General features: G+C 33.5%; 9 protein-coding genes and 3 pseudogenes. 3 read left to right on the plus strand and 9 right to left on the minus strand.

Annotation, left to right across the window (positions count from 1 at the left end; translation table 11 throughout):
• Window positions 1-681 precede the first annotated feature (681 nt).
• Window positions 682-2076, plus strand: coding sequence for a coiled-coil domain-containing protein (locus tag MJ631_RS01615; protein ID WP_262986561.1), 1395 nt, complete (start codon window positions 682-684; stop codon window positions 2074-2076).
• On the opposite strand, the gene MJ631_RS01620 is transcribed toward MJ631_RS01615, so the two are convergent.
• The 5 genes and pseudogenes from MJ631_RS01620 to wmk all read right to left on the minus strand — a co-directional run bounded on the left by MJ631_RS01620 (window position 2056) and on the right by wmk (window position 6768).
• Window positions 2056-3810: a reverse transcriptase domain-containing protein gene (locus MJ631_RS01620; RefSeq protein ID WP_214303292.1), complete on the minus strand. Its 1755-nt coding sequence runs from the start codon at window positions 3808-3810 to the stop codon at window positions 2056-2058. The two genes, MJ631_RS01615 and MJ631_RS01620, sit on opposite strands and share 21 nt — an antisense overlap.
• A gap of 255 nt (window positions 3811-4065) precedes the next feature.
• Window positions 4066-4197, minus strand: a complete 132-nt coding sequence (locus tag MJ631_RS01625) for a hypothetical protein (RefSeq protein WP_255521118.1) — start codon at window positions 4195-4197, stop codon at window positions 4066-4068.
• Window positions 4198-4259: 62 nt separating this feature from the next.
• Window positions 4260-4931, minus strand: a pseudogene (locus tag MJ631_RS01630) (hypothetical protein); the annotation flags it as partial.
• A 106-nt stretch (window positions 4932-5037) separates the two neighbouring features.
• Window positions 5038-5700, minus strand: coding sequence for a JAB domain-containing protein (locus MJ631_RS01635; protein ID WP_230609182.1), 663 nt, complete (start codon window positions 5698-5700; stop codon window positions 5038-5040).
• A 164-nt stretch (window positions 5701-5864) separates the two neighbouring features.
• Window positions 5865-6768 (minus strand): annotated as a pseudogene (gene wmk / locus MJ631_RS07990) (WO male-killing family protein Wmk).
• Window positions 6769-6897: 129 nt separating this feature from the next.
• Between wmk and MJ631_RS01650 the strand changes: the two are divergent.
• Window positions 6898-7827: an Rpn family recombination-promoting nuclease/putative transposase gene (locus tag MJ631_RS01650; RefSeq protein WP_262986565.1), complete on the plus strand. Its 930-nt coding sequence runs from the start codon at window positions 6898-6900 to the stop codon at window positions 7825-7827.
• Window positions 7828-8174: 347 nt separating this feature from the next.
• On the opposite strand, the gene MJ631_RS01655 is transcribed toward MJ631_RS01650, so the two are convergent.
• Together MJ631_RS01655 and MJ631_RS01660 are read right to left on the minus strand one after the other, a co-directional pair.
• On the minus strand, window positions 8175-17213 hold the full coding sequence (locus MJ631_RS01655; RefSeq protein ID WP_262986566.1) for an ankyrin repeat domain-containing protein: 9039 nt from the start codon (window positions 17211-17213) through the stop codon (window positions 8175-8177).
• A 188-nt stretch (window positions 17214-17401) separates the two neighbouring features.
• Window positions 17402-18226, minus strand: a complete 825-nt coding sequence (locus MJ631_RS01660) for a hypothetical protein (protein WP_262986567.1) — start codon at window positions 18224-18226, stop codon at window positions 17402-17404.
• Between the two features lie 56 nt (window positions 18227-18282).
• Here MJ631_RS01660 and MJ631_RS01665 point away from each other — a divergent pair, with 56 nt between their 5' ends.
• On the plus strand, window positions 18283-19302 hold the full coding sequence (locus tag MJ631_RS01665; RefSeq protein WP_214303242.1) for an IS110 family RNA-guided transposase: 1020 nt from the start codon (window positions 18283-18285) through the stop codon (window positions 19300-19302).
• 561 nt (window positions 19303-19863) lie between these two features.
• Here the strand turns inward: MJ631_RS01665 and MJ631_RS01670 are convergent.
• Window positions 19864-20427, minus strand: a pseudogene (locus MJ631_RS01670) (transposase); the annotation flags it as partial.
• Between the two features lie 287 nt (window positions 20428-20714).
• Entirely contained in the window at window positions 20715-21734 is a 1020-nt protein-coding gene (locus MJ631_RS01675) for an IS110 family RNA-guided transposase (protein ID WP_262986354.1), read from the minus strand.
• Window positions 21735-22148: the final 414 nt, after the last annotated feature.

The raw sequence follows: 22148 nt of genomic DNA on the forward strand, positions 1-22148 counted from the left end.
AGCTAAAGAAATCTAGCAGAACAAGAACTTTTTTCATGTTTTAATATTTTTTTAAAACTAAAGCCAGTGCTTGCAAAAATACTTCTATTTTTTTACTTTAATGTACTAACTGATCCTTTCTACTTTTAAATAAATTAATACCCACTTAATCTCACACATCAATAAAAACCTAAACGACACAGCCATTTCCAGAACCCAAAACTAGCTAGTGAGAGAAGAGTTTGTTTTGGGATGCGTTGGACTACCGCTAGATCCGTGCGAACTTTTCTTTATATCAATTTATTATATAGTAAAAGCAGCTATATTAGCCTACTTCAGCCATATTTACATGCGAACCAATTTACTTGGCTTTGTTGCAAAAATTTCAAGCTTCTATTTTCATAACGCAGCTTTTGCTTAAATTGTTCTCACAAATATACGATCTTTTTATGTTTTTTGGAGAAAGTAAATAATTCAATTCCTTATAACACTAATTAGTATGGTCTTTTCATTAAATTTATCCTTTCAAAAAGACTATGCTTTATTCACCTGCTTTAATGGTATTATAATATTTTACACCTAAACCTACTCTATAAAAATTCACAATACGAATTAGTAAATAGATTATATTCAAATTGATTGTATTTATGATATATAGCGCATACAATATATTACTTGTTTATTTTAGTAGGGGGTATAGGTATGTTTAGTTTTAAGCAGGTAGTACAATATAATTTATTTGGTAGTAACGACCTTGAAGGCAATTCATCTTGTGAATTTGAAGATTTTCCTGAAGAGGTATTTGAGATTAGCAATGAAGAAAATCAAGCAATAGATAGTTTAGAAAGCAAAATAGAAAATCTACAACAAGAAAATTTTGATCTTAAAAAAAATGTAGAGTTACAAAAACACTATAAGAAAAGAGTAGAAGAGTATTACGAAGAAGTAAGTGAACTTACCAGAAAAATGCAAACCCTAGAAGGGAAAATTAAAAAGCTTGAAGTTAAATTACAAAAAAAGACGAGAAGTTTAACTGAAAATGATCAAGACATCGAACAGCTAAAACAGAAAGTAGAAATGTTATTATTAGAAACTCAGAACAAAAGTGATGTAATTAAGAACTTAAATAACCAATTAAAAAAGGCAAAGAATGAAATTCAGTTAACAGACAAAATAAATGAAGAGTTACAGCAAAAACTGGATTTGACTGAAGCTGAGTTAAACAGAGTAAGAAAAGAAAGTACAGTGCTGATAAACAGTATAGAGGATTTGAAAGGTGACTATGAAAATCAGATATTAGAAAAAGAGAAGGAACTTAATGATGTAAGAGATCAATTTTGTATTTATTTATTAGAGTATAAAGAACTATTTGCAGAATTCAATAGACTGCAGAAGGAAAACGAAAGTTTAAAACAGAAAAATTTCTATATTAGTAATGAAGTGTCTCTTACAGATGAAATAAACAAAGAAAACGTAAGAGAAGAAATAGCAAAGCTTCAGTTTGTACCTGAAGTGAAAATTAAACATATTATTGATAATAATGACCAAGAATCAACCTTACCAGATAGAGAAGCAGAAAATTATCGAACAAGTGAAGATAAAAACCTTGAAAATAATGATTTCGAGATTGGATTATGGAATGAAGCTGACGATGAAAGTAGCGATGACCAGAAATCAACCTGGCTATATGGAAAAACAGAAAATTGTCGAACAAGTGAAGATGAAAACCTTGAAAATAATGATTTCCCAATTGAAGTATGGAACGAAACGGATAGTGAAAGTGACAATGTTAGCCCTTGCCCTGATTATGATGAAAGTTTTGGTAGGCGTTACAGTCAACTATTCTATGATGAAGCCATAATTCATAAAGAAAAAGATACTTTTGTTTTAATTCGTCAAAAAGATTCTTTTTCTTTAGCGAAAGTAAAACCGAATACAAGAGAAGAAGAAAAGTATGAAAGTATTTGGCAAAAAATAAATAGTTATCTAAGTGGGAAAAGTCGCCTCTCCCCACTCGACTTCAGAACCGTACGTGAGACTTTCGCCTCATACGGCTCCTCTATAATTTGGTGCTTGTCATGCACACTTTCTATGTAATTCATCGTGACAATGTCCATGTAACAAGGATAAATTCTTTTTCATATTATTACGTCTGTTTCGGTCAATATGATGTGTTTCTAAGATATCATCATTTTTAAACCAAAGTTGACAATGACCACATTTACCTTGTTGTAACTTCAACAATTTTATTACTCTTGGTAGTTTATCTGGTATCTTCCTTAAACGATTACCCCAATAAACCCAATCGCCATCATATGGAGACTTGGTTCCTTTCACTTTGACATGCCTTTTAATAGCATGATCTCCGTGCTTAATAAGAAGAACTTTGTTATTTGTCATAAATCGCCAATTATCGTTTTTATACTTTTTAAAGTATTTATTTTTAATCCAGTATTTTCCTTTGGTTGGGTGCCTGTAGACTGCCCACTTCCAGATGTTTCTAAACATTACACTGTCAATAAACCTAAAGGTCTTGTTTGACACAACCGAAGAATAATATTTGCTCCACCCTCTAGTAATTGGGTTAAGCTGTCTTATTACTGTTTCTTGTGTTGATCCTCTTAATCCTCTAATCTTATGTTTTATAGTGAGTGTATGCTGTTTTCTGGATTCACGACTTGGTTTGACTAATAATTTATAACCCCTCTTATTATTTTTCGTAGAGTAATGCCTTATTGAGAAACCAAGAAAATTAAATCCTGGCTTTTCTCCATTTTGAGTATGAGAAATCTTTGTTTTTGAAGGTTTCAATTCTAGTCCAATGGTTTTGAGCCATTCTTCAACTATCATTTTTGCCTTCAGAATGATTTCCTTACTCTCATGTATGATGATAAAGTCATCTGCGTAGAAAATTACACTTAATGAGCTTTTTGCTTCTCTACTGCTTGCAACACCACATTTCATCTTCCTATATTGAAGAAGTTCACTCCATAACGTTTCTTTGATATATTGTTCTAATCCATTTAATGCAACACAAGCAAGTAACGGTGAGATCGTCCCTCCTTGAATTGTACCACGTTTTGTGGATTCAAATTTTCTGTTTTCCATTACTCCAGCTCTTAACCATCCTTTTATAATTCTTCTAAAGGTTGGTGTAGTGTTAAGTTTTTCCAACAGAGCATTTTGATTAATATTATCAAAACATCCAGAAATATCAGCATCTAAACAGTACGCTGTTTTCCAATTCAGTGAATTAAATATGGCTTCAATAGCATCATGACATGACCTACCAGGTCTAAAACCATACATGTTCGGTTCAAATCCTACCTCCCACTCTGGCTCTAGTGCCATTTTCATAAGTGTTTCTTTTGCCCTATCTGAGATAGTAAGTATACCAAGAGGGCGATATTCTATTGGTTTTCCAGGTTTTGGAATCCAAACACGTTTTGATGGTTTCGCTTTTTCTCTAACATTTAAAGAATATGCTAATTGCAATCTTTCTTTATGATTAAGATTTGCTTTTCCATCAATACCTGCAGTTTTCTTCCCTCTGTTATCTTGAGTTACTTTTCTGACAGCAAGTAGTTTTGCACTTATTGAATTGAGTAATAATCTTTGAAGTTTATGTACCTTCTTCTTATCATTACATATTGCAGCTTGGTAAATTCGCTTTTGTAGCTTAAATACAAATTTCTCAACTTTACGCCAAGGAATTGTATTCCATTCATACCTAACAAATTGTTGGTCTATAACATATTTACTACTATTCACAACTTTACCCTCCAAATTATAGTGTCCACGTCTGCATATCCCAAATATTACTTTGGGCATTAGCTTCTTGGACAATCCCTCCAATGTAAGTGCTTATGGCTGGCTGCCTACTTACATTCAAATGAATATAAGAGCACCTATATGGTTATCCCGTTTCACGATTTTGTTTCGTGTTAGACTTAGGTTCTTACTTTTTACCGGAAGCTGAGAACATCTATAATCAAAGACATCTAACTTTAATTCCTCGTATGCTTCATACCATTTTGGTCTATGCGTAAAACAACCTTAATTTCGCATATTCAATATAACGACAATTCAATCATAAGTTTCTCTTGTAACCATATCTAACTCTGTTTGCAGGAGTTTGCTATAAGGTTTAGCATTACCTGCTTTTATCTCATGCTTGCATCCTAAAGGTTGCCATTCTTTAAAATGTGAGACATACATTATCCCTGATGTCTAGGGAAGATGGAATCTAACCATCACAAAATCGCAACTTCGGGTCGCACCGATGTTGTATTATCTATCTCAACATCTATTAATTCTCCTTCTTGCACAGCATTTTCGCCAGCTTCCTCTAGCTCTTCTAGTTGCTTATCTATCTGTGGCTGAACTTCTGGCTGTAGCTCATTATAGATTTCACCTATCAGTTTATTCTGCAGTAGAGTATCATGAAACTCTGCACCACTTAGCATTAATTTACGTATTAGCTTTTTACGATCAGCCTTATCAAATTTATGAAAATGTGTGCCCAGTATCACATATTCCGCGAAGCTCCATTCTCCATCATTACATGCATTTAGCCTTGCTCCAGAAGCTAGTACTTTGTCTATAACTTTGTGCAATTCATTTACGTTTTTTGCCTCTACTATAGAACTCTTAAACCAGCTCAGCTTCTCTGTATTTGGCTTTATTTTTTGCAAAGCTGAGGCAAATGGATTTTTATCTTCTTGATCACTTACAGGTTTTGTGCCATATATATAATCAAGTCCTTTTCCATAGTTGATTTTGTTTTCGCGAACGTTTCTGCTAGGGAAAGGCATTGTATCTTCCAGTTTTATCTCCTTCTGGCTATTAATTTTACTCACAAATTTAGACTGCTCTATATCAACGCTTTCAAGAGCACCAAATATTTTCTTGTGATTAACATTAGTCTTTTTATTCTGATCTTTACTAGTCATATAAACCTCATATTAAAAATACTTTTTAAGTGTACAATAAACTTTGTTATTATACATTATATTACTCATTATAAATTAATATGAGTAGATTTGCAAATACTTTCTGCTATAACAATCCGTTTTCTCTAAAGCTAAAATAACCCCCACTTGTAATGATAATATGATCAAATAATCTAACGCTTACAGTACTACATGCTGCTGCTAAGCTCTTTGTTACTTCTTGATCTTCTTCTGAAGGTTCTAAACTTCCCCCAGGGTGGTTGTGTGACATTATTACTAATGTTGCATTCTTTATTAATGCTTTTCTTGTAATTTCCTTTATGTATACTGGTGCTTTTTCCATTTCACCAATATAGGATTCTTCTCCAATTAGTTGACGCCTTTTATTCAAGTACAGTATTTTTACACATTCCCTTTCTGAGTGTCCTATACTTACGTTTAAGTACTCTACTAGCCCTTGTAAGTCCATTATTGGCTCACTTTTGAGCTTTTCTCTCAGTACCCTTTCTAGTGTTTCCTTAACACACATAATCATTGCTACTGCAGAATCAGTTACTCCTTCTATAACTTTCAGGTCATCCATTTCTCTACCTAAAATCCTTCCTACTCCTGCATAAGTATTCACCAGATTTTTAGCAATTTCTTGAGCTTGCGGCCTTTCATGTACTGCACTTAAAAATGTTTCCATTATTTCACGATCAAGTAGTGCTTTGCCTTTGCTTTCTAATATTCTGAATTCTATTTCTTCTTTATTCTTATTATTATTCATATAATTTACCCTTCACTAACAACAAACTTTTTTTTAATATTTACTGCTTTATCAGCATTGGCATAGAGCCATAGCTTCCGAGTGAAGTCAAATCAATTTTTCAATCTTTTTTACTTATTTTTTCATCAAAAAGTAAAGATATTAATAGATACTGATTTTTTATTTTAAATTTGTTGAATTTCGTCTAAAGAGATGCCTACTGTTTTTAAAATAATATTGATAGAAATTCCTTCCTTAACTAAATCCTTTGCAATTTTCATCTTTTCTGCTCTTTTCACTTTCTCTTCGCAAATTTGTATGCTTTCAAACAGAGATTTCATTAGTGCATGACGTAGTTCTTGGCTTTCAATTTTTTTGTATTCTTCAATTAAATTAGGTACCACTTTATCATCTGCATCCTCTGTTAGTTCAAGTAGGTCCATGATATTAATCGATAACGCCTTTGCTATCTCATATAATCTTCCCAGTGGAACAGCAGTTCTTCCTTGTTCATAGTTGCTTATTTCATCACGTGTTGTACTCATTTTCTTTGCTAAATCCTTCTGAGTATATTCCCGTCCATTCTTTTATCTTCTTTCCTATTTTGCAGTATATAGAACCTATTTTTTCTTCAACACATTCATCAGCAGAGAGGCCAATTGCTTGTGAAACAATATCAACAGAAATCCCTGCTTTAACCAGGCCCTTTGCAATTTTTACTTTCTCTGCTTTTTTACTACTTTTCTCACCAACTCGGGTAAATTTTGTTAGCAAGTAAAACACCTTGCGCAACTCTTGATCATTAATCGTTTTATATTTTCTTACTAGATTTAATATTTCCTCTCCCTTATCTTCAAAACAGATTTTTTCATTTGATACAGGAATAAGATCCGTAATATTAATTGATAACACCTTTGCTATAGCGCACAACTTTTCAATCGAAATTTTTCGTGTTCCTTTTTCATATTGTAGTACTATTTGATATGTTACGCCGATTTTTCCCGCTAAATCTTTTTGAGTATAGCCTCGCTTTAACCTCCAGCTCCTTACTTTTTGTGCTATCTGATACCTTATAGAGATATTTGCCATAAATATTATACAGTTTAATACTACCAAATAAAGATATACAAAAGGGATGCTTCTTTCTATGTTTGAATTTTAGTTGAATATTTCTTCACAATTGTGTATAATTACTAATGCTTTTTAGGTTAATTCGTCATGGCTCTTTCGAAATTTCTTGATCCCAAAAATGACTTGAGCTTTAAAAAGATCTTTGGCTCTGAAAAGAATAAAAATATCTTAATTCACTTCCTCAACGATATCTTAGGTTTTTCTACTTCTGATCAAATAATGGAAATTGAATTCCTTAGTACCATTATGGATCCTGAAATTGCCTCTGACAAACAAAGCATTGTTGATGTTCTTTGCAAAGACTCTATTGGTAATAGATTTGTTATCGAAATGCAACTCGCTCGTGATAAAGGCTTTGAGAAACGTGCTCAACTTTATGCTGCTAAAGCTTACTCTCGGCAATTAGATAAATCTGGTAATTACATTCATCTTCAGAAAGTCTTCTTTATTGCTATTTCCAATTGTAACCTTCTGCCTGAAGAAGTTGACTATATTTCTACTCATAATATACGCGATATCAAAACCAATGGGCATTACTTGAAAGATTTACAATTTGTCTTTATTGAGTTGCCTAAATTTACAAAAAATAAGGTAGAGCAATTAGAGAATACTACAGAGAGATGGTGTTTCTTTTTTAAATACGCAGAAGATACAACTGAAGAAGATCTAAAAAAGATAGCAGCAGAAGCTCCGATAATAAAGCTAGCATATGATGAATTAGACAGGTTTCGCTGGAATGAAAAGGATTTGATCGCATATGAAGAAAGAATATTGAGCGTGCAGAAAGAAAACGCTATCCTTGCTCAAAAACTCGATGATGCTAAACATGAAGGAATCCAAATTGGAGAAGAGAAAGGCAGGAAAGAAGGCATCCAAATCGGCCATGAAAAAGGTAAAATTGAAGGTAAAATTGAAGTTGCAAAAAATTCACTCAAGGCCGATGTCCCTATAGATGTTATAGCTCAAATTACCGGTCTCTCTCATTCTGAAATTTTACAACTCAGGGAAAAAACATAAATACTACAACTTATTCACTTCAACATTTATGAAAATCTTCTTTAAGTTAGATATATTCCCTAATTAAGAATCTAATGAACTGTCTAAAATAGCTATAAGGATTGCACATAGAATTATATAAATTACTATCATAACGTTACTCAAACTTCTATATCAAAGCTACGTGCTGTAAGTTCAATATGGAAAACACATTAACCACTTAGTATTTAATGTCTACTTCATCCATTTTAGTATTAGGACCATCAAACTTGCTACTGGTTTCCCTAATTATTTTGGCTAATTTTGCTACCTTCACTTTAAAATTTTCACTACTTGGCATTTTATAGCTGCACCTCTTATATTATAACCTACCTATTGATATTACCTCCAAGCTTGGTTACTCCTATCTCAGAAAGACAAGTTGATACTTCTGAATGGCTGTGAACTGAAGCATTACTTAAATAACTTTGAGGCTCTAAACTTATCTGCTGTTTTTTTGTACCATCAACTTCTAATCTACCATCTCTGTTGTGTAATATCTGCTCTATTGATTGATTTAGCAGACCCTTATTAAATTGAGCTATAAACTTTTCAAATTTCTTCGGACTTAATTTACCAGCTTCTTTACCAGAACATGCTTTCTCTACATATGAGTTGAAAATCCCCGAAATCTCATCAAATTTACCACTCATGATTTTTCCTGTAACTTCTTTCTGTATTTCCACAAAATCAATATTTAATCGATGCATTGACACACCACTTTTTAATCCAGCTTGCTCTACTACTTTCTCAAATCCCTTTGTAATATTGAGTGTATATTCCTGTGCCTCTAGTGGAGATATAGACTGATCTATTGTAGAAATATACTTTTGACCTGTAACCCTTCTAATCAATAAGTCAAATAAAGTTATTGTACCATTAAAGTCAACCTGTGATAGATAGTGATCTCCCATTTCTAATATTGTATTTCTATCCTTAGGCTTAAATTTAACAGGTGCTTGCCTTTCACACATTCGTTTTAGATTTGCATTTACATAATCGACGTTGTCTCGAAAGAAACCTCCATTTTCTTGTCTTTTATCTGTACCATCAGATGGTAGTGTGGTACCTGTGAAACTACTATTACTTATCGACGCTTTGGCAAATTGCCCATCAACTTGTGATAATGAACTTGCAGTCCCCTCAGATTTAGAACTCAATAATCTACCTACAGAGCTTTTCACCCGACTAAATAAATCATTTATCCATGAAGATGGTTTTGCGCCACTGCTTGTTGCTATCTGAGGTTGGTCTATAGCAAGGGGTTTGCGTGATAAGTTATGAGAATTGTGATCTCCATGGTGATGACGGCGTTTGCGTTCTCCTCTTCCTCCCCTGAGCTTTTTTTCTAAGTATTCCACAATATTATTGTGCCCCTTGTCTTTCGCAATATCTAGCGGTGTTTTACCGTAATTACCTTTAGCACCAAGATTAGCATGAGCATCGACAAGAACTTTTACTATATCAGAACTGTTGGTATCAGCACCATAATGTAAAGGTGTCCAATTGTCTTTGTCTTCAGCGTTAACATTTGCACCACGATTAAGAAGTAATTTGACTACATCTATCCTGTAGTTTTCAACCGCTCCATGCAATGGAGTTGCTTGATATTCTCCGTTTTTAGCTTCAATATTAGCACCGTTATCAAGAAGGAGTTTAACTAGGTTTAAATCACCGATTTCAGCAGCTGAATACAGTAGTGTATTACCGTTCTTGTCATTGGTATCAATGTTAGCACCCTGAGCAATAAGACCTTTAGCTTCATTAAAACCACCGCTTTCCACAATAGTCAACAATTTTCTATCTAATTGTACTTGCTTCAAAATTCCTGCTATATCTAGGTAACCTTTTCGAGTAGCCAAATCTAAAGATGTTTGGTTATAAATATCTCTAACTTCAATATCAGCACCTCTGCCAAGAAGGAGTTCGACTGTATTTAATTTGTTTCCTTGTATAGCTACATGCAATGGTGTCCAACCATTATTGGTTATATTATTAATACCGCTAATATCCTTGTCTAAAAGAAACTTAACTATTTCAAGACTACTACTGTACTGGGCAGCTACATGTAATGGTGTATTACCATACACATCTTTAGCATTAATATTAGCATTGTTATTGAAGAGAAACTCAACTACACTAAGTTTATCACGAGAAGCAGCAAAGTGTAAAAGCGTCCAACCGTACATGTCTTTAGCATTAATATTAGCCTTCTGATTAATAAGATCTTTAACTTCATTAAGACCTGCATCTTGCACTGCAGCTAACAATTTTTTATCTAATTCCGTTTGCTTTAGAAACTCTGCTACATTTGTGTCATTCTCTTGAGCAGCTAAGTCTAAAGGTGTTTTACTATCCTTATCTTTAACACTGATATCAGCTCCTTTGTTCACAAGAAATTTTACCACATCTAAAGCATTGTAATATACAGCATAGTGTAGAGGTGTCCAATCACTACTGTCTTTAGTATTAATCATAGTTTCTTTATCTGAAAGAAATTGAAATATATCATTAAATAGACTCATATTACCATTGTAAACGGCATAGTGCACGGTAGTCCAGCTTGTTGAGAATTTATCTTTATCTGCAACGTCATCTTGATTTCTTTCAGCAGTTTTATCAAGGAAAAGATTAACTATATCCCACTTGCCATTTTTAGCAGCATATTGTAGCGGTGTATAACCGAACTTATCTTTTTCATTTATGAGAGACTTTAATCTTTCTCTTTGGCGAACTGCTTTTACTAGTTCATCAGGTTCTGAATACAAATTATCTTCAAAATTCATACTTTCAATTTTACCTATAAGAAACCTAATAGAACGCAATTTGCCTTCTTGAGCAGCAACATGAAAAAGTGTTTGGCCATCGTTATTTTTAGCTTCAATGTTAGCTTCGCACCCAGCCTTCTTTTGGCAAATCTCTGAAGCTTTATTAATCAGACCTTGTATTTCTGCTATATCAGACAAACTAAACCTGTCTAATCTCCGGATTATTATTGGTTCTAACCCTAAATCGAATTCCAATGTAGAAATCCTATAAGACTCAGAATTATTCCAATTTTTTACATTGATTACATGGTTAGATACTTCGTCGGAAAACACCAAATCTGTATTACTACTGGAAACCCTAATCTGATCTGGAGTAATATCTTTTAATATCACTACTCCTATGCGTTCTTCATCTTGCCCCACCGAAGTTAAAGTGCCATCTTGATTATGTGTGATACTGATAGACTTAGTGAAATCTATAACATATTCTTTTATAATTTTTTCATAATCATTCTTAAGTTTATCTTGATAGTCCATTATTCCATCAACCTCTTGCTGTAAACCTAAATATGGAAAAAAATTACCATTGTTCCACAGAAGAAAATTAACATCTCTCCATTTACTTTGGTCATTATAAAAATCTTCTACTCTAATAATAAAAGGAATCTCACCTTCTCTTGTTAATAAGAGATCATCTTCATCTTTATATTTCTCGATATCTTCAAGATTAGAATCAATCACTAAATGATCACCTTCAAAATCCTTAGGCAACAAAAACATATTCTGAGTCTGTGTGGCATGGAAAAAGGGAGATAATTTGCCACTTTCTACGGAAGAGCCAGCACATGACATTGATTGTACATAAGGAATAAAGGTTTCTCCTTTACTGTTCATAACCATAAGGTGCCTATAGCTGTTACCCTTAAGATAATTTCTTACTTGAACATGAGTATTACTATAGTTTAAATGCAAGTTACACTGTTGAATTGAAAACTCCTCAGGAACTTCTGGCATAACCAACATATCTAATTTTTTATCACCTGAGTTATTATCAATAATAATCTCTCTTTTCTCTGTGTTGCTATCAATAACATACATATCACTTCCATTTCCACCTCTAGCAAACATACTCCTTTGGTCAAAATTTATTATATCTTCTCCTGAAGAACCAAATACCATATGTTGGAATGCGCTATTGCTTTGTAGTTTTGCTCTAACAACACCAAAGACTTTATAGTCCTTATTATTAATGAGTATTTCCTTGTAATGATTTTCTGCAGCATCAAAGCTATCAAGAGAATGTTCTGTATGTAACTCGAACGAGTTAATTTTTGTAATGGATGATTCTAGTTTCTCAATTTTAGGAATAATATTACTACCATTTTTATCTATCAGCATAAAATTAGGTTGATTACTGCCTTGCTTAATATAATTTTTAATATCAAGGGTATATTGATTACCTTGACCCAGCCCTATTTTTAAAGATAAAGTATTATTAGTCGAGAAATAAGATATTTCATCACAATCATCTAGCAGATTAGTTTCCGGAAAGATTACAGTTCCCGTTCCTTTTACATCAATTTCTGAATATAAATCTTTAGCCTCGTAATCTGTGGTTTTTATATAAAAGGTATAATCATTTTCTGCACCTGTAACTTTAGTGTATGGCGCAATAGCTACTTTTTTACAATTATCAACTGTATCCTTCTCATTTTTGCTCAAACCTCCACCACTATTTATAAAGACGTCACGATTATCGTTTCTAGTAAGGCGCCTAGAATTATATGTACATAAAACATTATCTGTCTTATTTTGCCTTCCAATATAGCTATACCTGAAAGCATCGACATTGCTATCAACATAATCATTGATCAATCGATGAAGATTTGTTGTTAACCTTAAAAGACCGGGAGCGTTAGGTCTAAAACGATAGTCAATTTTTGCTTGTACAAAGTCGTATTCTGTTGATTGACTTAGGTCAAGTATATTAGTAGCATTACTTCCACCAATAATTTTACCCGAAAAACCTCCAGGTTTCACAAGAATAAATTTGTTAACAGTATTATTACCACCAGTTATTCCTGTGTTTCCTCTAAAAATCAAGAAGTAGTTATTTAATGTATTACTTCCAACAATGGTACCTTCATCTATGCTTTCTAAATTATAAAGAATTATTGTACCATTTTGCATTCTTCTTCTATCAGCAATAACCATTGTATTTTCACAGTGATGCACAGCTGTTGGAACTGATTTTTTAATACCTTTTTCATAAATTTCGCTAGTGACTTGTGGTAAGCAAATCATCGTAGCATTTTGAATTGGGTCAGGTATAACACGTGAAAGGTTTGTTGTATCAGCATCTGTTCTATTCATTAGAATCTTTCCATACCCTGCATGAAGAGATGGCGTGTCGCTATCCACCCCAAAACCAACTCCATAGGCAACTACATCATTAGGGCTATCACTTAAAGCTTTCCAGGCTCTTTTAGCTTGACTATTAACCATATTATTTCTGGCTGCAAGGTGTTCCAGATCATATGGCATAGATGAAAGTAAAAGCGTATGCAAAAAGATATCGAAATTCTCACCATGAGTTGTATCATACTTCTTTTCATACTCTATAATATTGCTAATACCACTATAAACTCCATGAGTTACCATGAGTCCAAATCCAACTCCAATACCAACTCCAGGCAGACTAGCTGCTGTAAGAGCAACACCAGAAACAAATGACACACCAGAAAAGGCTATAGAAGCTATATTATCTCTTATCTCCTTTTCTCCACATGGATTATTACTATCTTCTCTATTTTTACAGTCTACAAGGTTATTTGCTGATATGCCTATATCAATAATATCAAATATACCAGCTATAGCTCCTGCCGTGCCTTTCGCTATTTTACTTCCAAATTTTACTCCTGCAACTTGAACAACAAATTTTGTCTGCTTACCTAAAGTACCCGGTATAATCCTTCCTACAACTTTTTCAGCTGATGTTACAACTTTTGGAGCAATTTTAACCATTACATTCTCAATTGGTTGAGACGCAAAAGACCATCCTATTCCACCTAGATTTAATCCACAATCCGTTGCTGTTCCATCCTTGCAAGATACAATAGCACCATGAATTCCTCTTATTAATTGTATTCCACCTGCAGCATTCATTAATCTGCTTTTTAATTTCGGGTTTTTTGTTAAATCACTGTTTTGCTGTAAAACGTCACCATATAAATCCTTGATACGCTCATTCTGAATATAGCGCTCATACCCTTGGTCTCCAATCACCTTATCAACTAAATATTTATAGTCACCCTCAATATTTTTGTTTCCAATAAACTCTATTAGCTGAGCATTTTTCCCTTCATCTTGACTGCTTTTAACATAAGTTAGGAACTTTTCACTATCAATTATAACCTTACCTACATTATTTTTATCTACCCTTCCTTTACTAAACTTTTCCACATCATCCTTTGAAAATAAACATTTAATACTTCTCTTCTTTCTATTGCTTTGCTTTGCACAGCCATTAAGATTTAACTTATTCAAAGATTGTGTTGCTTCACCAGTAGGCAGCATATGAACTGAACTATGAACTACTTCAACAGGAATAAATCCTTCCTTGGTTGTCCTACTTGTTAAAATAAGTTTATTCGGATTATTAGATCCTTTATCGAAAACAACACCGATAAATTTTACCTCATCACCATCTGTAAGTGTTTTATAGGTAACACCTTCTTTGTACTCTTCATTTATTTGATCATTTGCTTCCCTCAATAAAGCTTGAGCCCCTTTACCCTGCCTTGATGCCTTAAGTTCTAACCCTATTGGAGTGTACTCCTCAGCATTTCCACCTTGAGCCACAAACTTAATACCATGAACTAGCATGTCAATACGTTCCCCTCTACCAGTTTGAAACTCAGTTAAAACTAATGCTCTAGTTTCTGGTGATTCCTGTAATTTTAAGTCACTATAATAACTAAACACTCCATTCAATATTCCCTGGAAATGAGCTTCTTTATTAACGAGACTCTTAAAAGGAAAGATTCCTTCTCCAATTTTTTCTAATAATCTACTATATCCTCTTATTGATAAGGATTGGATATCTAGTGCTTTATCAAATGTTTCTTTTAACTCATTAGGATAAGTAACTTCTTTAAAAGTACCTTGAAATCTATTATCTCCGTTGTTGTACTCTTGTAAAGAATTGTATTTTTCAGCCCAAATAGTAAGATATCTTTTAAAATCTGACTTGTATCTAGTATCAAAATTAAGACTTAATTCGATTATTTCCCTATTCCCTATTTCTCTATTTAATCTATCAAGAGGAAGAACTTCATTCAGCCCGTTCAAAACATCTTTTCTGTTAGCTTCAACAATATTCATCACATAAACCAACTTCTCTGTATTTTCTGGGATGAGCACCATTGTTACAACTGCATGGCTTGCATCAAGGTTAGCTGACAGTCTTTCTCTGGCTCTTTGAGCTGCCGGACGTCCAAGCCTACGAAGATTAGGATGCACTTCAGTAGGTATATTGTCTCCATAGATAAAAATATACTTTTTTAAACTTGTTCCTGAATCTTCACTTAATAATAATGATTGCCCTAGTAAAAACCTACTAAAATAATGATTATCTCCCTTCTCTGATGTACCAGGAAACGTATGATAAATACGTTCCATATTATCTTTTATCTGTTCTTTTAATTCTCTTTTACCAATCTCTTGCGTATCCCAATCATCAGAGGATTTTAACATATCTTGAAAAAGAGGAATTATTTCTTCTCCACGATTTGATACTTTAATATCAGAGATAGGAGACGGATTATCAAGGTTGACACCAACATATAAAATGTTATCTGCAGTAGTTAAAACTCGCTGAACATTTGGTTGGAAACCTTGTGCATACCTTTCTGCTTGCTGCAAAGCCTTATCTGGAGTAGCATTAGAACCTGCTCCCGCTTTTAATTCAATAATAATGGGAATAGAATCCAATGCACGATCAGGACCACGAGCCAGCAAGATAATATCTGCATAACCCCTTCCTGCAAATTGCTCTGGGTAAACTCTAAGATTATACCTATAGTGGAAATTCATGAAAACGCCTACCATAAATCCATGATGTGCTGCTTCACGTGCACTATTATCATAGACTACTGATCCTACATACTCAGAATGAACGTTATTAATTTTTTCAAGAACTTTTTTTAAAGACCTGCTAACTGTTTGCGCATCAGAATCAGATAGCTTCGCTATATCACCTTCCGGATTATTCCATATTCCTTTTTCTATTTCATAAAATTCCTTGCTAGTAGCAGAATCAAGTATCTCTTTAGCTTCCATATTAACAAAAATATCACCCTTTCCTTTATAGATCTGTACTAATCTAGATTTTATTCTATCTTGAATTTCATTCTTAATATTTAGGATCTCATTCTCAACATCCCGATCTCTAATCTTACTCCTATCTATATTCTTTCTTAATATGTTCTCCAACTCATTAACAGTAAACTGATGGCCACGCTTACCTTCTGAAATGGAAAATAAATCTATATTATTAATAGCATCTTCAGCATTTCCAATTTGACCATTTTTAACAATAGCTACTTTTAAAGTTTTTGAAGTATCAAAACTAAAATAAATCTTTTTAATATTTAACTTTTCTGCAATTTTTATATCTGGCAAAGTAGAAAAGCTCCCTAGGAAGAAGTGTGTAAAAAATCCTGCTTTTTCTACAGAGTGTAAATAAGATGGAATCTGATCCACAAATGACTGAAATCTCGGTTCAAAAGATTTAAAATCCTCATCTTGCTGGCTTATACCAACTTCTTTACTTGCTTCCTCTATCAATAACTGTATTAACTCAAAGTCTTGTGGTCTTACTTTACCCATGACTCTTTTTAAGCCTTTTGCAAGCTCTTTATCATTATCAATAATATTCCTTTCAAGACCAAAATTATAATGGTTTCGTTTACCTGGTGCACCAACATGAAATAACTGTATTTGAGTATTTCCATTACCATATTGAGTTTCAACCTCACCAGAAACACTAATCGTTGCGCTAAGCATTCCACTCATTGCTCTTATTTCAGGTTCACCTCCCCAAGTATCAGGGTTCCTCATGTTTTCCAAGTAACGCTCAAAATCACCTTCAACAAAATCTCTGAACTCATTTCTATAAGAACTTATGTGATCAACTACTCGATTACGAAATACGTTTCTTACTAAATTTGCAAATGTATCATCATAATTCGCAGCACCTAAATTCCGAACCAAACCTCTAATATGATCTAAATTTTGGGTTACAGTTCCATCATTTCCAAATAGTACTTCATACCTTTGTCGAAATAAAGCATCGTCGTTTCTGACGGGTATTAAGTAAGCCATAGTAACAGACCAAAATAAGCAACTACCGTCTCCTGGAACATCGATTCTCTTAACCTGACTTCCACTTTCGGAATCAACATCAGATCTACGATAACGCTTAAGTTGATAAAATTCTTTAGCTTGCTCTATATATTGTATTTGATCCGATAATTCGGTAATCTTTGAATTAACGCCTTCTTTTTTTAGGTGATCTGTTAGATATTGTGTCTTAAACATAAAGCCCCCTTCATTACATTATACCAAATCCACTATTTATTATCAGAGATATCAACAATATAAGCTATTTTTACCTGCATACTAACTTGGATATATAACATTTATATTATAATGCAACGCCTTTTTGACAGAAGCTAAAGTAGTAACAAGAAACCATCACCTGTTTTATAGAATTGCCTTATAATACCTTAATTGCCCAACCCTAATTGCTCACATGCTTTGCTTAATTTAACCTCAGTCAAGCTAGTAAACCCTTCAGCTGTAGACTTACCGTATGATAAAAATTTATTTAATGAATCAATATCTCTTTGCTCTAACACAGATCGTATATACTCCGCTTGCCTAGAATCCATAAATTCTTTAATTTGATCAGAATTAGCCTTATCTAATATTGCCCATACCGGTTCCATGTAATTTTGATTTACCCAAGGTACTAATAAACTTGTAACAAGAAAGCAAGATCTATTACAAACTTCTTCCTTCAGCACATAAGTACGATGGCTATCAAATCCCTCCTTTCTCCACATATGCATGAAAAGCTTTGCACCTTCACCAGCATAATATGAGCTGTTTTCTGTTTTTATATAGTGTAGCCAGACAAGATATTTATCTTCTGAAACATTACTTGGTTTCAAATAGTCAAACAATGCTTGAAATTGATCAAAGCGAAGTGCACCCTGTAGCGTGTTTAGACTACCATAATAACCATTTTCAGCTAAGTCTCTTTTTAGAAGTTCTGGATATTTATCAGGACTTATTTGACTAAAATAAAACTCGAATATTTCAGGATAACTATTACAACGGTTCCCTGCTACATATACTGCTGTCTTCATCAAGATTTCATCCTTTTTCTGTTCGCTCATCTCACTTTCAGGTAATGATTTTATTTTATTCCAGAAGAATTCCACTGCCTGCTCTTGCTTAAGACTCACAGCACATTTAAGCCCGTACATACTGTAATTGCTATTGAATGATGGAGAGACATACTCCATTATTTTAGCACGAAGTAACAAATTCAATGAATTAGTTCTTCAAGAATAATTTAAACTTTTACAGTAGGAGTAGTCTCATGAAACATTATAGCGGGTTAGATGTCTCACTCAAAGAAACTTTTATTAGTATCATTGATGAGAAAGGAAAAATTGTTAAAGAAGGGGTTGTTGCAAGTGAAAGCAGTGCAATAGCTGAGTTTCTGCTTGGTCAAAACAAAAAATACGAGTCCATAGGAATAGAAAGCGGGCAATTATCAATATCGATGTGCAAAGAGTTGAGGAATCTTGGATTACCAGTAACTTGTGTAGATGCAAGGCATATGGCAGCAGCATTATCTGCGAGAATCAATAAGAATGATAAAAATGATGCAAGAGGCATAGCACAAATGATGAGAGTTGGGCTATTTAAGGAGGTATTAGTAAAATCAGACGAAGCTTGTCAGGTTAAAATAATACTTGGAAGCAGAAGACAATTAATACGTTGCAGAGAGCAAATTGCGGGAACAATAAGGGGATTACTGAAAATATACGGGATAAAAGTTAATCAACGTCTTAGTTCTGCAAACTTTGCTTTAAAAGTGCAAGAAATGGTTAATAATCTAGATGAAATTAGCCAAACCTCAATTGAATCATTAGTACATAGTTTAGAAATAATAGAAGAATCAATAAGAAAACTTGATAAAATGCTCTCAGAACAAAGCAAAAAAGATGAGGATTGTAAATTATTAACTACTGTTCCAGGAGTTGGTATTATAGTAGCAATGACATATAAAGCTGCAATAGATGATCTGCATAGGTTTGAAACATCTTATACAGTTGGAGCCTATATGGGATTAAGTCCAAGACAGTACGCTTCTGGTGAGATTGATCGACACGGAAGTATATCAAAAATGGGACCAGTGGACTGTAGGAATATGTTATATGAAGCCGCGCAGGTCTTACTGGTAAAATGTAAAAGGACATTTAAATTAAGAAGCTGGGGATTGAAGCTTAAAAAGAAAAAGGGCATGAAAAAAGCAATTGTTGCAGTAGCAAGAAAATTAGCCGTGATTATGCATAAGATGCTAATCGATAGAAAAGAGTTTTGCTATCAATAAACACTAAAGAAGTATAAAACAATAATTTTACTGAAAGTAAAGATAGCAATGCCGATGGAAGGGATAAGCAAGAGGATAAGTTGAAGCATAGACTTCGTGGCGTACATGTTGCCGTCCACTTCCGCCTAACAAGTATAGTGCGGCTTGGCTACAATATGAATTAGCCATATTAGACCGCGGAGAGAACAATGGAAGCATGCTACTTTTAACTTATGTAAAATCATTAAGACTATAGAGGAAAAGAATGATACCTTAGTTTTTATAAGCTTAATGAATATGTGGATAAATACTTTAAGTTTGTGTGGACGTATTTATCCACATATTCATTGGCTACATAGTTTAAAAGAGATTAATTGGAAATTAGTGTTGATGTTTTTATTGCCAATAAAACCTCTTTTGATTGAATAAGATAATACAATAATAAATAAAAGGTTGTATTAGAGCTGAATTTTACATCAAAAAATATTTTTCATGATACAAAAAATTATTGTTGACTTTTATGCAATTAGAGAACTTATTCACAATATTCATTAACCCATTTCAGTTACTGCTGTGTAAATTTTAAATATGCAAATTAATTGCTTCTTTAAGCCTGGCATTGGCAATAACTATAATTTTACGCATTAGAGCTGTTATAGCTACCATCTTCTTCTTGCCACTTTCAACAAGCTTAGAATAAAAGGCACCAAGTGCAGATTTGGACTTTGCAGCAGCCATTGCAGCCGTAAAAAGCTTTCTACGGACATTACTTCTACCACCCGTTATTCTTCTGTAGCCAATAGTTTTTCCACTTTCTTTTGGATGCGGTGCAACTCCAGCGAGACTTGCAACTTCTTTTTTGTTTAAATGGCCAAGCTCTGGCATCAGACACACAAAGTCTTGAGATAATTTTATACCTATTCCTGGTACTGTTCTTATGATTTTTTGGCGCTTTTGTAACTCTGGATTTCCATCAATAATTTTTTGTATAGAATCGTTGAGTTCATTTATCTGATTGTTAAAAAAGTCAACAGCCTTTTGGCAACTTTCTTTTATATAGTCGTTTTCAGGTGCTGCTAATCTACATTTCTCTTGAACTCTCATTTGCGTAATGTCATCACGACGTTGGCAAAGTGCGACTAAGGTTCTCTAATTGCGTACAAGTCAACAATAATTTTCACATAGATCAAAATAGCATATTTCCTCCATAATCCTTGATATAAATTAAAAATAGCATGCTTCCATGGTTCTCTCCGCGGTCTGATATGGCTAGTTTAATTTTAGCCAAGCCGCACTATACTTGTTAGGGCGGAAGTGGATGGCAACATGTTGTTTACGAAGTCTACGCTTCAACCATAGCTCTTGCTTATCCCTTCCATCGGCATTACTATCTTTACTTTCAATAAAATTATTGTCCTATACTCCTTTAGTGTTTATTGATAATAAAATTCTGTTTTATCAACCAACATTCTATGCATAATTACAGCTAGTTTTCTTGCTAATGCAACTACTGCTTTCTTTACACCCTTCTTTTTTGCAAGCTTTATTCCCCAGCTTTTTAATTTGAATTTTTTCTTGCTAACTGTCAGTATTGTATGCGCAGCTTCATACAACATATTTCTACATTCTACCGGTCCCATCTTTGATATGCTACCATGACGATTAACTTCTCCAGAAGCGTACTGTCTTGGCGTCAATCCCATATAGGCTCCGACTGTATCAGATGTTTCAAACCTATGTGGATTATCAATTGTAGCCTTATACGTCATTGCTACTATAATACCAACTCCTGGTACAGTAGTTAATAATTTGCAATCTTCGTCTTTCTTGCCTTTCTCTGATAATATTTTATCAAGCTTTTTTATTGATTCTTCTATTATTTCCAAACTACAAACTAATGCTTCAATTGAATCCTTACTGACTTTATCTAGATCTTTTATTGCTTCTTGCACTTTTAAAGAAAAGATTACAATCTTTGACTTCTTGCCAAGCTTTATTCCGTATATCTTCAATAGCCCTCTTATTGTTCCCATAATTTGCTCTCTGCAATACATTAACTGCCTTCTACTTCCGAGCGTTACCTTAACTTGACAAGACTCATCTGATTTTACTAATACCTCTTTATACAGCCCAGCTCTCATCATTTGTGCTATACCCCTTGCATCATTTTTATCGTTTTTATTGATTCTCGCAGACAATGCTGCTGCCATATGCCTCGCATCTACACAAATTACTGGTAATTCAAAGCTCCTTAACTCTTTGCACATCGATATTGACAATTGCCCACTTTCTATTCCTATGGATTCGTATTCTCTGCTTTGACTAAGCAGAAACTCAGCTATTGCACTGCTCTCACTTGCAACAACTTCTTCTTTAACAATTTTTCCTTTCTCATCAACGATACTTACAAAAGTTTCTTTGAATGACACATCTAATCCGCTATAATATTTCATAAGACTACTCCTACTGTAAAGGTTTAAATTATTTTTGAAGAACAGATTCATTGAACTTGTTACTTCGTGCTAAAATAATGGAGTATGTCTCTCCATCATTCAATCGCAATTACAGTATGTTGTTTGAAGCCTGCTCTTGTAAACCGGCTTCAAGGGGCCCACCCTCATCTGTTGCGTAGCTTTTGCACTCAGCTTGTTCTTTTCTGAACAGTCTTTGTGTCTCTACGGCACACTAAAATCCCTTTAAAATCGTACTAACCGCAATTGTCTCTAAATTGTATTTTTTTCATTAAATCTAAATAATGTTTTTCGGTGGTCTTTTTGATCTTCCTTCTTTTTGATAAGTTTTATTTATTTGTAGTTTATATATTTATTTTATTTATTATTTATTACTATTGTTATTATATATATATA

Origin of the sequence: Wolbachia endosymbiont of Oryzaephilus surinamensis (assembly GCF_025617515.1) — a bacterium.
Classification (GTDB): domain Bacteria; phylum Pseudomonadota; class Alphaproteobacteria; order Rickettsiales; family Anaplasmataceae; genus Wolbachia.

What these genes read in the sequence shown, in the direction of transcription:
- MJ631_RS01665 (WP_214303242.1), top strand. Translation starts at nt 18,283, where the DNA reads ATGAAACATTATAGCGGGTTAGATGTCTCACTCAAAGAAACTTTTATT.
- MJ631_RS01625 (WP_255521118.1), bottom strand. Translation starts at nt 4,197, where the DNA reads ATGTATGTCTCACATTTTAAAGAATGGCAACCTTTAGGATGCAAGCAT.
- MJ631_RS01650 (WP_262986565.1), top strand. Translation starts at nt 6,898, where the DNA reads ATGGCTCTTTCGAAATTTCTTGATCCCAAAAATGACTTGAGCTTTAAA.
- MJ631_RS01615 (WP_262986561.1), top strand. Translation starts at nt 682, where the DNA reads ATGTTTAGTTTTAAGCAGGTAGTACAATATAATTTATTTGGTAGTAAC.
- MJ631_RS01655 (WP_262986566.1), bottom strand. Translation starts at nt 17,213, where the DNA reads ATGTTTAAGACACAATATCTAACAGATCACCTAAAAAAAGAAGGCGTT.
- MJ631_RS01635 (WP_230609182.1), bottom strand. Translation starts at nt 5,700, where the DNA reads ATGAATAATAATAAGAATAAAGAAGAAATAGAATTCAGAATATTAGAA.
- MJ631_RS01620 (WP_214303292.1), bottom strand. Translation starts at nt 3,810, where the DNA reads ATGCCCAAAGTAATATTTGGGATATGCAGACGTGGACACTATAATTTG.
- MJ631_RS01675 (WP_262986354.1), bottom strand. Translation starts at nt 21,734, where the DNA reads ATGAAATATTATAGCGGATTAGATGTGTCATTCAAAGAAACTTTTGTA.